Annotated in this window: 11 protein-coding genes, 1 other RNA gene and 1 pseudogene; 3 read left to right on the top strand and 10 right to left on the bottom strand. The window is 38.4% G+C overall.

All coding sequences use genetic code 11. From position 1 onward, the window contains the following. Nucleotides 1-39: 39 nt before the first annotated feature. The 8 genes and pseudogenes from HT715_RS10210 to HT715_RS10175 form a co-directional block, all read right to left on the bottom strand. Nucleotides 40-333, bottom strand: a pseudogene (locus HT715_RS10210) (choline-binding protein G); the annotation flags it as partial. Nucleotides 334-559: 226 nt separating this feature from the next. Continuing rightward, complete coding sequence (locus tag HT715_RS10205; RefSeq protein ID WP_000518020.1) at nucleotides 560-1,249, bottom strand: response regulator transcription factor; 690 nt, start codon at nucleotides 1,247-1,249, stop codon at nucleotides 560-562. An 11-nt stretch (nucleotides 1,250-1,260) separates the two neighbouring features. Further along, nucleotides 1,261-2,685, bottom strand: coding sequence for an NADP-dependent phosphogluconate dehydrogenase (gene gndA / locus HT715_RS10200; RefSeq protein WP_000158778.1), 1,425 nt, complete (start codon nucleotides 2,683-2,685; stop codon nucleotides 1,261-1,263). A 75-nt stretch (nucleotides 2,686-2,760) separates the two neighbouring features. Further along, nucleotides 2,761-4,167 carry a mid-cell-anchored protein MapZ gene (gene mapZ / locus HT715_RS10195; RefSeq protein WP_172922939.1) on the bottom strand — a complete coding sequence of 469 codons (1,407 nt, stop codon included), beginning with the start codon at nucleotides 4,165-4,167 and terminating at the stop codon, nucleotides 2,761-2,763. Between the two features lie 12 nt (nucleotides 4,168-4,179). Further along, nucleotides 4,180-5,337, bottom strand: coding sequence for a class I SAM-dependent RNA methyltransferase (locus HT715_RS10190; protein ID WP_138706607.1), 1,158 nt, complete (start codon nucleotides 5,335-5,337; stop codon nucleotides 4,180-4,182). An 84-nt stretch (nucleotides 5,338-5,421) separates the two neighbouring features. Next, nucleotides 5,422-5,802, bottom strand: an RNA gene (gene rnpB, locus HT715_RS10185) — RNase P RNA component class B. A 20-nt stretch (nucleotides 5,803-5,822) separates the two neighbouring features. After that, nucleotides 5,823-6,164, bottom strand: coding sequence for a cell division regulator GpsB (gene gpsB / locus HT715_RS10180; protein ID WP_000146532.1), 342 nt, complete (start codon nucleotides 6,162-6,164; stop codon nucleotides 5,823-5,825). Between the two features lie 69 nt (nucleotides 6,165-6,233). Beyond that, a complete protein-coding gene (locus HT715_RS10175; protein WP_023935618.1) occupies nucleotides 6,234-6,761 on the bottom strand; it encodes a DUF1273 domain-containing protein in 528 nt (175 codons plus the stop codon). A gap of 67 nt (nucleotides 6,762-6,828) precedes the next feature. Here HT715_RS10175 and HT715_RS10170 point away from each other — a divergent pair, with 67 nt between their 5' ends. Next, on the top strand, nucleotides 6,829-7,413 hold the full coding sequence (locus HT715_RS10170; RefSeq protein ID WP_000725526.1) for a VanZ family protein: 585 nt from the start codon (nucleotides 6,829-6,831) through the stop codon (nucleotides 7,411-7,413). 755 nt (nucleotides 7,414-8,168) lie between these two features. On the opposite strand, the gene HT715_RS10165 is transcribed toward HT715_RS10170, so the two are convergent. Next, the gene (locus tag HT715_RS10165; RefSeq protein WP_054392695.1) at nucleotides 8,169-8,549 is read right to left on the bottom strand and encodes a hypothetical protein; all 381 of its coding nucleotides are present in this window, start codon (nucleotides 8,547-8,549) and stop codon (nucleotides 8,169-8,171) included. 427 nt (nucleotides 8,550-8,976) lie between these two features. Between HT715_RS10165 and recU the strand changes: the two genes are divergently transcribed. Both recU and pbp1a read left to right on the top strand, forming a co-directional pair. Beyond that, nucleotides 8,977-9,573, top strand: coding sequence for a Holliday junction resolvase RecU (gene recU, locus HT715_RS10160; RefSeq protein WP_000248778.1), 597 nt, complete (start codon nucleotides 8,977-8,979; stop codon nucleotides 9,571-9,573). After that, on the top strand, nucleotides 9,570-11,765 hold the full coding sequence (gene pbp1a / locus HT715_RS10155; protein ID WP_001039981.1) for a penicillin-binding protein PBP1A: 2,196 nt from the start codon (nucleotides 9,570-9,572) through the stop codon (nucleotides 11,763-11,765). Before recU ends, pbp1a begins: the two co-directional genes overlap by 4 nt. Nucleotides 11,766-11,902: 137 nt before the next feature. On the opposite strand, the gene HT715_RS10150 is transcribed toward pbp1a, so the two are convergent. Next, nucleotides 11,903-13,251, bottom strand: a protein-coding gene (locus tag HT715_RS10150; RefSeq protein ID WP_172922940.1) for an IS3 family transposase whose coding sequence is annotated in 2 segments (ribosomal slippage) — nucleotides 11,903-12,810 and nucleotides 12,810-13,251 — 1,350 coding nt in all. Because the reading frame shifts where the segments join, the coding sequence is not laid out codon by codon here. Between the last annotated feature and the right edge of the window lie 8 nt (nucleotides 13,252-13,259).

Genomic DNA, 13,259 nt, shown 5'->3' with positions numbered 1-13,259 from the left:
AGTTACATCTTTACCATTTTTCACACCACAAAATTCTTACTCTACATAAGCTGATGTAGAGTAAGGATATTGTAAAGTATTTTTTACCTTAACTAAATCATTTTTACCAATAATGACTTCTGACTGATTTGTATAATATTGACCATAAGTCGGTGAAACATCGGGAAGTGAAAAATTATTAGTTCCTGGACTCTCTTGTAATGTTTCACTTACCTCATACTCCTCGCCTGTACTTGAAATAACAGTCAAAGCAGATACTGTCGATAGCAGGCTAGCTAATAAAGTACCCGCAATAATTGAAATACCGAATTTGCGATAAAATGTTTTCTTCATTATTTTATCCTCCTAAAAAAATTGTAACACATCTGTTCGTCCCTGTCAATATAGTAAATTGAAATAAGATGTGAACAAATCGATTAGGAAAGTTAAATTAATTTCTAGAAAAGTTTTAGCAGTTGTGGTGTACCATTCTAGTTTCAATCCACTATACAAAGAAAAAAACGGAAAGACATCCCTTTCTCCATTTGAAAAAAGCAGTTACACAACTGCAACTGCTTTTCTATTCTTGCATGGTGTAACCAACACCACGCACGGTTTTAATGTAGCTTTTTTGACCTTTTACATCAAGCTTGCTACGTAGATAACGGATATAGACATCTACGATATTTGTCTCGGTCCCACTTTCATACTTCCAGACACTTTCCAACAACTGCTCACGAGTCAGAACTTTCTTGCTTCCCATAAGTGTCGCCAAAAGGTCATACTCACGGCGAGTCAGAGCAATCATCTCTTCACCACGATAAACCGTGTGATGTTCAACATCTATCCTAAGATTGCGGTAGGTCCTTGGAACTTTCATCAGACTGCAGTGTTGATCAATGAAGTCCCGACCTCGGAAGATCGCCGAAATACGCGCTACCAGATTTTCGATAAGGACTGGCTTATAGATGTATGAAACTGCAAAACGCTGAACAACTTCCAGCTCTTCTTGCAAGTCTTCCCAATGATCTAAAATCATGATGACTGAGGCTGGCTTAGTTCGACTCAGCTTATCTGCAAAATCCTGGGCTGTCATATCCCCCAGATGAGCATTCAATAAAATCAAGTCATAGTCTGTCTGAAGAGCCATGGAGAAGGCTTTTTGCCCCTCCTCAACCTGATCAACTCGGTATTGCTCTTTTTGGAGTTCCAAACTTAAAAAATGAGCTAGATTTCGTTCTTTCTCAAGTAATAAAATCCGTTTCCCCATGGCAGACCTACTTATTTTTCGTCATACCAAGAGTAGTGGAAGGTTCCTTCTTTGTCTTTACGTTGGTAAGTGTGGGCACCAAAGTAATCACGTTGCGCTTGGATCAAGTTAGCTGGAAGATCAGCTGAACGGTAGCTATCAAAGTAAGTAATAGCTGCTGAGAAGGTTGGTACTGGCACACCAGCTTGAACTGCAAGAGCTACGATATCACGCACTGCTTGTTGGTACTTAGCAGTAACATCCAAGAAGTACTCATCCAAAAGAAGGTTGGCAAGGTCTGCATCACGGTTGTAAGCATCTGTAATCTTTTGCAAGAAACGAGAACGGATGATACAGCCATCACGCCAGATAGATGCGATGTCTGCAAATGGCAAGTTCCAGTTATTTTCTTTAGAAGCTACACGTAATTGCGCAAAACCTTGTGCGTATGAGATGATTTTTGAGAAGTAAAGGGCTTGACGGATTTTTTCAATCAATTCAGCCTTATCTCCTTCAAATTTGAAGGCAGCTGGTTTTGGAAGAACCTTGCTAGCATGCACGCGTTCTTCTTTGTAAGTTGAAATGTAGCGAGCAAATACTGACTCAGTAATTAGCGACAATGGCACACCAAGGTCAAGTGATGATTGGCTAGTCCATTTACCAGTTCCCTTGTTACCCGCGGCATCAAGGATGTAGTCTACGATTGGTCCGTCTTGACCTTCATCGTCTTTACGGCTCAAGATATCAGCTGTGATTTCGATCAAGTAGCTGTCCAATTCACCCTTGTTCCACTCAGTAAAGATTTCAGCCATGTCTTCTGCAGAAAGGCCAAGCAAGTGTTGCATCAAGTCATAGCTTTCTGCGATCAATTGCATATCCCCATACTCGATACCGTTGTGAACCATTTTCACATAATGACCAGCTCCATCAGGACCGATGTAAGTCACACATGGTTTGCCATCTTCTGGTGCTTTAGCTGAAATTTCTTCAAGAACATCTGCAACCAATTCGTAGGCTTCTTTTTGTCCACCAGGCATGATAGACGGCCCTTCAAGGGCACCTTTTTCACCACCAGAAACCCCAGTACCGATAAAGTTGATACCTGAGTTTGCCAATTCTTCATTACGACGGATGGTGTCTTTGTAGAAAGTGTTTCCGCCGTCAATCAAGATATCACCTTTGTCAAGGTGTGGAAGAAGGGCTTGGATAGTAGCATCTGTACCAGGTCCAGCTTGAACCATCAGCATGATACGGCGAGGTTTTTCGATTGAGTTTACAAAACTTTCAACGTCATAGCTTGGTACAAAGTTCTTTTCAGGATGGCAAGCAATCACATCTTCCGTTTTTTCTTTACTACGGTTGTAAATAGCAACTGTGTAACCACGAGATTCAATATTAAGGGCAAGGTTACGACCCATTACGGCCATACCTACGACACCAAAGTTAGCTTTTGTCATTTGACACTCCTCTTGTTTCATTTATTTTATTTTATCATTTTTACTTTTGAAAAGAAAGAATTTTGTAACGACTGCTTAGTAGTCCAAGTCATCTGCATGACCAGCGCCATTTCCGACAAAGTAGCCTGTCTTACAGTTAAGGGTAAAGAGATAGGTTCCATCTGGCTTGTAGAGGTTGTAATAACCATTGCCGTTAACGATATTGACACGTTCAAGGATATATTGGTCTCCAGTGATATAGCCACGTGATCGTGAAGTCGCTAGAATTTGTTCCAAGACACCATCCGCAAAATCCCAGGCAGAGTTGTTACTATCATCAATAGCAGACTGGTTATAGGCAACACGACTGGCACTTCTTTGAACAGCAACACCCGCACTTGATACGCCCATATTGACTTTGCTACGAGAACTTCTAGTCTCATTTGAGGCAGCATTTGAACTACTTGGGCTTGTCTCACTAGTCGTATTTGAGCTTGTTTGACTAGTGCTTGAGCTACTAGTTTCACTTGAACTTGAGCTAGAAGTACTTGTTTGCTGGCTCTTACCAAGGCTGATAGCCTTATCTAGCACTTTATCAAGCTCCGTATTTCCAGTTTTAATATCCGTAAATTTAGCATCCGATTTGGCTTTGGCATTGGTATCCAACACACCGTCCACAATAGCTGGTTTCTCAAATTGAGCATTGACATCTTGAATGGCCTTGATTTGCGTTGCTAGACTATCATACTTAGATTTGGCTAGCGTATGTTCACGACTACCTTCCAGTTTATCAAGCAAGGTTTTGAGTTGACTCAGTTTATCAAACTGGCTATTTTTCAAAGCCGTTTTATTACTATCTGTGTAGAAGGCGTCATAAAGTGTATTAAAATCATCCACATCTGATTGATTGGCTGTAGTTGATTGAGAAGTTTCAATTTCCTTGGTCGAGCGATTCACTTGACGATAGACATAATAAGCACTGACACAGATAATCACTGATACAAGCGCCAAAGCGGTCAAAACAAAGCCTTTTTTACTTTTCTTTTCTGAGTCCTCTTGATCCAGACGAGAAAGGTTTTGCTCCTCTTCCACTTCTTCAGTCATTTCTGTTGGAGTTTCATCCTCTAGCAATAGAGAATCCAAGCCTTGCTCCTCATCGTCCAAAGGCAAGGGTGGTAAGATGTCTTCAGAAGATGGAACTTCCTCCGAAGAAGCTTCTGACTCCTCTACAGCCTCACGCATCTCTTGAATTAAATCATCCAGACTATGAGTTTCAACTAACTCCTCTTTTTTGTATTGGCGAGTCGCAAACTTATCTGCTTCGATTTCATCTTTGTGTTGTTTAACATACTTGTCCAAAATGGAATCCTCAGGCAAGACTCCTGCTTCCACTTCTTCATTTTTACGAATAGCTTGACCAACTGTTAGCTCTTTTGCTTCATCAAAATCAAATTGCGGTTCTTGACCTTCTTTTTTATGACGATTTCGTCTTTTTTTACTCATGAGTATCCCTTTCTATTTTACCTCTTGCCGTTTGACACGCTGACCAAAATATTGATACAGATCCACTTTCAAGGTTCCGTTGTATAACTTACGCTTCTTATCTGCTTGGCTACCATACTTGCTTTCAAAGGCTTCATCACTAGTCAAGATAAATTTGCTCCAAGTTTTCAGTGGTGCAAATACTTGACCCATCTCAGCATAAAGCTTGGTCACCCCTGCATCATCTGATAAACGCTCCCCGTAAGGCGGATTGGAGATGATTACACCATTGATTTTATCGGAACGCAAATCCTGCACGCGCATCTGCTTAAAAGTAATGTCTCCTACAACACCCGCTGCCTGAGCATTGGCCTTAGCAATTTCCACCATGCGAGCATCAATATCACAGCCCATGATATCCAGTTCCAGCTCACGGTCTACTTTTTTAGCCGCTTCTGTGCGCACTTCCTGAATCAAGCGATCGCTGACCCAGTTCCACTCCTCAAAGGCAAAAGAGCGACGAAGTCCTGGTGCCATCTTTCGAGCAATCATGACTGCCTCGATACAGAAAGTTCCTGAACCACAGGTCGGATCAATCAAAGGCTTGTCTGGATACCAGTTAGAGAGTTGCAAAATAGCTGCTGCCATATTTTCCTTGATAGGAGCCCCACCCTTTTCCGTACGATAGCCACGTTTAAAGAGACTGGATCCTGTCGTATCAATCATGACAGTTGCCACATCTTTGAGAATAGAGACCTCAATCTTAAACTCTGGGCCATTCTCCATCAGAGGAACACCTTCTGGGCGAGCATAGTGTTTCTGCAATTTCTTGACAACAGCTTTCTTAGAAATAGCCTGAACACTGGGCTCATTGTGAAGTTTAGATTTAACACATTTGGCTTTTGAAATCGGGAACCGAGCTCCAAGTGGTAAATAATTTTCCCAATCTAAAGCGAAAATTCCCTGAAACAACTCTTCAAAAGTCTTAGCTGGGAACGTTCCTACGATAATTTTGATACGATCTGCTGCCCGAAGCCAGAGGTTGGTTTCGATAATAGCTCTCACGTCTCCTTGAAAACGCACACGTCCATTTTCAACCTGACAATCGTAGCCCAGCTCTCTTACTTCTCGTCCTACAACAGCTTCAAGCCCTGCTGCCACAGTTGCAATTAAATTAAATTCTTTTTTCATGTTACAGTCTTGCAAGACCTTTCTATATGTCCACTTTAAAAAATGAGGTTGAGAAAATTTCTCAGCCCCAACCTATATGCAATTTTCTATAAGCCATGTTTTGTTCCAGAAGTGACTAGGACCACTTCCTTCGATAATCATCTGTCTACCACTAACAGCTCTAGCTGATAGCAGTCAGAATACTACGTTCGTTTCCGCGTACTCCATGCCCCGACCAAAATTTGGGTTGCTAGCTTGAGGGGTTTACCGCGTTCCACTCTCTCCGTTTCCAGAAAGACTCCGTCACTGTGGCACTTTCAAGCCTACTCTGACCTATCCAAGGACTTAGCCATTTCAACTGCCGTAACGATTTCTCGTCCCTAGGCTTATGGTTTCGCCTAGCACAAACACTACAGGCATCACAGCCTGTGCTAGCATGGACTTTCCTCATGAGAAGCAATTCTCCTCACGCGATTATCCAAAAATTGCATGTAACAAGACCTGAATTACAAATCAGTATTGTCTAAAATTTGTTTACCGAATACTTCTTTTTCAAGACGATTCAAGCGTTTCAAAATATCAAAATTCGTCATAGAAGATGAAGCAGCCACATCAATTGGATCTGGGTGACTAGGACTTGGAGCCGAGCTCACTTGCGGTTTACGAGTTAATTCTTCCTTCAAATCCGCAATCTCCTGACGAAGTGACTTGACCAAGGCAGCATAGGTTTCATAGTCCTTGATGACATCGTCTAAAAACTCATCAACTTCTACCTTACTATAGCCACGGACTTCACGCCCAAACTCTTGTTCAAAAATATCTTTTGCTGAAAAAATAATACTTGCCATGTCTCTCTCCATTCTCGATTGCTAGTATTATTATATAAAAAAAGGCAAACAAAAATCAAGGTCAAAGCTTCAATTTTCGGAAAAATTTTCAGCAAGTTCATTTAATTGATCAAATGTTAATCTCTTTATAAAATAGTCCTCTTGATTTTTCATCTTTTGGTAAAAATAAGCTAATTTCGTTTCATTTTCTTCATCATAAAAAAGATAGGAGCTATTCGTATTTTCCAGTAAAAACTGCTGATAATCTCTTAACTGCCCCTTGTGTTCATAGCGAGAATAAGCATATTTGACAAAGTCTACCTGCTTAAAACGGCTCAGTTTCATCTGATTGGCTTCATTCCAATTTTCCCCATGGGTTTCAAAAGCAAAAATGGTGGCCAACTGAAAACCATATTCGGTTTTCATCTCCTGCGCAACCTCTAGAACCCAATATTCAAAGCCTAAAGTCCCTGTAAATACAAGCCAAGACACCCCATCTGCTGCCATAGCCTCTAAATCTTTACGTATCGCTTTTTTAATCAATTTAAGACGAGGATCCTTGTCAGAAAACAAACCCAAATCAAAAGCAGAATAGCCTAAAACCAAAGCTGTAGCCATTTTTAACCCTTTCTGTGCAAATTTATGATATAATATGGTATATAAATGAAATTTAGGAGATTATAAAATGAAAAAAATATATATACTTGATTTTTTAAATTTAGCTATTTCCTTCCTAATTTGTAGATGGTTTTTTATGGAATACCTTTACTTCCAATTCATCTCTATCTTTAGTTTTCCTACCGGTGGCTCTGATTTCTGGAGACCTCTATTCATCATTCTAATTCTAACATTGTTTTTATTCACTTTCCTAAGATCTAGCTATACGCACAGACTTGATACTAGATTGATAAGAATATCTTATTTTCTTTACTGTTTAATTCTTGTTTATTCGCTACTTTTTAAAAATTTAGGTATTCAGGGAGTTAACTTTAATCTCGTTGAGTTTATCAAAGATTCACTTTTAATTGATTCAACAATTCCTCTTTTAAATATTGTAATTTTTATCCCAATAGGAGGATTATTTAAATTTAATTTTAAAACAGTCATGCGTTTTATCTTTTTCATAACAATAATAGAAACCTCACAATATGTATTTCATCTCGGATTCTTTGATATAGGAGATATATTTACAAACACAATAGGTTTTATAATTGGAAGCAATATCCATGATAGCAGATTAGGAAAAAAGATAATTCATTACATAAAATAAAACTACAAATCTTAGATATTCTATTTACATTCCTTTAAAATCAGAAAGAGCATCATTTTTTATAATATGTACTAATGATAGGCATTTGTTTAAAGTATATATTTAAATTCCGATGTTTATTACGCAAACTGTCAACAAAACATGTAAACTTTGATTTTAAAGAAGGCCAGGTGAAAACTCATAGTAAACAGAAAACAAAAGAACTAAGCACAGTTTGAATAGTATCCTTTTTCGAGGTTGTAGATAATACTGACAAAATCAGTAACAAATCTATGAAAATATCTACTACCTATATTGCTTTTTAATTTTATAAAAGCATCAATTTTAAGAGAAAACAAATATTTCAATAATAAACCGTATATGATCAAAGATTTTAAAATCGTGATAATATACGGTTTTCTGATTGTAAAGATTTTTTACCAAACTTATTTTTAATTGATAATAATTCACTTATTATTACCAAATTCTCTTTAAAAGTATGTTTTAAAATAACTTATATCTATTCAATCTTTATAATCCATCACAAAATACTTTTCTACATCAAAACTCACAAAGAAACTATAGTAAATTGAAATAAGATGAGGATAAATCATTTGAGGCATTCAAATTAATTTCTAACAATGCTTTAGAAATTATGTTGTACTATTCTAGTTTCATTTTACTATAAAAACCAATTGATATGATTAGTAAGGAAGAGTATTAAACTAAAAAATTATAAAATAGTTAATAAAAGACTTATCCAAATAAATACTCAATTAATAAGCCACACTACCTGAAATATTATATAAACCTCTATCCTCAGTATTGAAATATAATCCATAAGTACCTGAATTTAGATCAACACTAATTGTTCCACTAGTTTTTCCATAATAAACAGATGATGCATATATTTTACCACCAATCCATGAACGACTCACAACAGAAACTCTAAACCCTACGTTCCCACTCCCAGGTCTAGGAGTTTGGTTATGATTAACAGTATAGGTTCTTCTACGGTTAGTGTACCAAGCTTGTATTGAATATTTACCTCTTATTCCCTGTCCATTATAAGTAATCGCAGTTGCTGCATGCACTACATTTGCTATCAACAGAATCCATAAAAAGCCAATAGATAGTATCCGAATAATGTCTTTCATAGAGATTCCTTCAAAATATATAAGTATGGAGATAATTTCAATCCCAAGTTTAATCAGTCTGTAGTTAATTACTAGAAGAATGTTCCGAATCAATAAAACAATAAAGCTAAAATCAAGCCTATATAATTACGACTCTAGATTATATCTTGTTTGTAAAGCGCTTTCGACATCATTATATAACATTTATAAAATTAAATCAAATGATATTTATATTTTTTATACTACGTTGTGATTCGAATGTGATAATGTCTTTAGTAAATCGAACGTGAAAATATCCCATTTGGTAGAATAGTCATATGAAAAGGATCCAACTGAATATGAATGAAGCGAAAAAATATCTTGTGATAAAAGCTATAGTCATTTTTAACCCTTTCTGTGCAAATTTATGGTATAATAAAGTGATATTATTGCACCAATAAGGAGAATTATGGTCAACTATCCACATAAACTTTCATCACAAAAAAGACAAACATCTCTTTCTCAACCCAAAAATTTCGCAAATCGAGGAATGTCTTTTGAAAAGATGATCAATGCTACCAACGACTACTATTTGTCTCAGGGCTTGGCTGTTATACACAAGAAACCAACCCCTATTCAAATCGTACGAGTGGACTATCCACAACGAAGTCGTGCCAAGATTGTTGAAGCCTATTTTCGACAAGCTTCAACGACGGACTATTCTGGCGTTTATAATGGATATTACATCGACTTTGAAGCCAAGGAAACAAAACAAAAACGTGCGATTCCGATGAAAAATTTTCATCCACATCAGATTCAGCATATGGAACAAGTCCTTGCCCAACAAGGAATCTGCTTTGTCCTTCTTCACTTTTCTTCTCAGCAAGAAACCTACTTATTGCCGGCATTCGATTTGATTCGCTTCTATCATCAAGATAAGGGACAAAAATCAATGCCACTTGGATATATTCGAGAATATGGATATGAAATCAAGGCTAGTGCCTTCCCTCAAATTCCTTATCTCAATGTTATCAAAGAATATTTATTAGGTGGTAAAACAAGATGAACAAACCAACGATTCTGCGCCTAATCAAGTATCTGGGCATTAGCTTCTTAAGCTTGGTTATCGCAACCATCGTCTTAGGCGGAGGAGTTTTTTTCTACTACGTTAGCAAGGCTCCTACCCTATCCGAGAGTAAACTAGTTGCAACAACTTCTAGTAAAATCTACGACAATAAAAATCAACTCATTGCCGACTTGGGTTCTGAACGCCGCGTCAATGCCCAAGCTAATGATATTCCCACAGATTTGGTTAAGGCAATCGTTTCTATCGAAGACCATCGCTTCTTCGACCACAGGGGGATTGATACCATCCGTATCCTGGGAGCTTTCTTGCGCAATCTGCAAAGCAATTCCCTCCAAGGTGGATCAACTCTCACCCAACAGTTGATTAAGTTGACTTACTTTTCAACCTCGACTTCCGACCAGACTATTTCTCGTAAGGCTCAGGAAGCTTGGTTAGCGATTCAGTTAGAACAAAAAGCAACCAAGCAAGAAATCTTGACCTACTATATAAATAAGGTCTACATGTCTAATGGCAACTATGGAATGCAGACAGCCGCTCAAAACTACTATGGTAAAGACCTCAATAATTTAAGTTTACCTCAGTTAGCCTTGCTGGCTGGAATGCCTCAGGCACCAAACCAATATGACCCCTATTCACATCCAGAAGCAGCCCAAAACCGCCGAAACTTGGTCTTATCTGAAATGAAAAATCAAGGCTACATCTCTGCTGAACAGTATGAGAAAGCAGTCAACACACCAATTACTGATGGACTACAAAGTCTCAAATCAGCAAGTAATTACCCTGCTTACATGGATAATTACCTCAAGGAAGTCATCAATCAAGTTGAAGAAGAAACAGGCTATAACCTGCTCACAACTGGGATGGATGTCTACACAAATGTAGACCAAGAAGCTCAAAAACATCTGTGGGATATTTACAATACAGACGAATACGTTGCCTATCCAGACGATGAATTGCAAGTCGCTTCTACCATTGTCGATGTTTCTAACGGTAAAGTCATTGCCCAGCTAGGAGCACGACATCAGTCAAGTAATGTTTCCTTCGGAATTAACCAAGCAGTGGAAACAAACCGCGACTGGGGATCAACTATGAAACCGATCACAGACTATGCTCCTGCCTTGGAGTACGGTGTCTACGATTCAACTGCTACTATCGTTCACGATGAGCCCTATAACTATCCTGGGACAGATACCCCTGTCTATAACTGGGATAGGGGCTACTTTGGCAACATCACCTTGCAATACGCCCTGCAACAATCGCGAAACGTCCCAGCCGTGGAAACGCTAAACAAGGTCGGACTCAACCGCGCCAAGACTTTCCTAAATGGTCTCGGAATCGACTACCCAAGTCTTCACTACTCAAATGCCATTTCAAGTAACACAACCGAATCAGACAAAAAATATGGAGCAAGTAGTGAAAAGATGGCTGCTGCTTACGCTGCCTTTGCAAATGGTGGAACTTACTATAAGCCAATGTATATCCATAAAGTCGTCTTTAGTGATGGGAGTGAAAAAGAGCTCTCTAATGTCGGAACTCGTGCCATGAAGGAAACGACAGCCTATATGATGACCGACATGATGAAAACAGTCTTGACTTATGGAACTGGACGAAATGCCTATCTTGCTTGGCTCCCTCAGGCTGGTAAAACAGGAACCTCTAACTATACAGACGAGGAAATTGAAAACCACATCAAGACCTCTCAGTTTGTAGCACCTGATGAACTATTTGCTGGCTATACGCGTAAATATTCAATGGCTGTATGGACAGGCTATTCTAACCGTCTGACACCACTTGTAGGCAATGGCCTTACGGTCGCTGCCAAAGTTTACCGCTCTATGATGACCTACCTGTCTGAAGGAAGCAATCCAGAGGATTGGAATATACCAGATGGTATCTATCGAAATGGGCAGTTTGTTTTCCAAAATGGAGCAAGACCGACTTGGACTGAAACAACATCCCAATCATCTTCAACCGAAAACTCCTCAACAAGTACAGAAGGCTCTACTAGCCTAGCACCAACTACAAGTCCTGATGCTAGTAATAATAGTCAAAATCAAGCACCAGCCACAAGTCCTGATGCTAGTACCAATGGTCAAAACCAAGCACCAAATACACCCGGAGCCAATCAAACTCCAGCTCCACAGACCCCTCAACAACAACCACAACAGTAAACGAAAAATCCTGAGAACTCTAAACTCAGGATTTTGTCATTTTCAAAATGAAATACAGAGGTCAAGTACATTTTCCCATAATAAAACGCATACGACCAAGGATTTTCTGTACTGACCCCAAAAGTTAGACAATTAATTTATCCAAAGGATTTAGTTCTGTATTGTACAGGACTGAGTCCTTTTAGTTTTACCTTAATTCGTTTATTGTTGTAGTAATCAATATAGTCTATAATGGCTTGTTCCAATTGCTTAAGCGACTGAAATGACTTCTCATAACCATAAAACATCTCCGATTTCAGAATGCCAAAGAAGGACTCCATCATGCCGTTGTCTGGGCTGTTGCCCTTGCGTGACATGGATGCTTGAATTCCCTTACTCTCTAGGAACCGATGATAAGAATCGTGTTGATATTGCCAGCCTTGGTCACTATGGAGAATCGTATTCTCATAGCGCTTCTCTTTGAATGCCTGTTCCAACATTGTTTGTACTTGTTCTAAGTTGGGTGAAGTTGAAAGATTATAGGCGATAATTTCACTATTAAAGCCATCTAAAACTGGTGATAAGTAAAGCTTTTGAGTACTTGCTGGAATGGCAAATTCTGTCACATCTGTGTAGCACTTTTCCATTGTTTTAGAGCCTTCAAATTGACGTTGAATGAGATTCTCTGCTTTCTTACCAACGTCTCCTTTATGAGAAGAATATTTTCGTTTCTGTCGCATTTTAGCTTGTAAATTGAGTACTTTCATCAAGCCTTGAACTCTTTTATGATTTACTAGATAACCACGATTTCTTAGTTCTAAATAAATCCGACGATAAGCATAATTTCCCTTGTGTTCGATAAAGATGGATTGAATTTCAGCTTTAAGCTCTTGGTCCTTATCTGGTTTATCTAGCTGTTTCAAGTGATAGTAGTAGGTCGAACGAGCTAGTTTAATGGCTTTTAAAAGAAGATCTAACGAAAACTCAGTCATTAATTCTTGAACAATTTCTGTCTTTCTTCTTTCTCTTTTTCCTCCTTCAATCGGAGTTCTCTTAACTTTTTTAGGATAGCATTCTCCGCTCTCAGGTACTCATTTTCTGCTTGAAGACGTTCTAATTCTGTCCTCTCTTCAGGTCTCTTTTTTGGCTTACGTCCCATTTTAGGTACTCTCCCTCTTGTTTTCTCAACAATAGTATACCCGTTTTTCTTGTATTGTGCTAGCCAATTAAGAAGTATCGTACGACTTGGGAGGCCGTATTCAAGAGAAACTCTATCTTTAGTCCAGCCTTCATGTATGACTTTATTAATCATTTCTTGCTTTAAATCAGGAGAATAGTAACGATTTTTTCCTTTTTTGACGAACTCTATTCCGTAACGATCAATCAATTTAATCATGTACCTAATATTAGAATTGTTTATCCCAAATTTATTTGAAAGCTTCTCTAAGCTATATCCTTGTTTTCTAAGTTCATAGATCTGAACTTTATCATCATAAGTTAATTTCATAATAAAAA

This window comes from Streptococcus sp. 4155 (assembly GCF_013276695.1).
GTDB lineage: Bacteria > Bacillota > Bacilli > Lactobacillales > Streptococcaceae > Streptococcus > Streptococcus pseudopneumoniae.
Note: the sequence above shows the minus strand (reverse complement) of the source record. Positions and strands in the feature narration are given on the sequence as shown.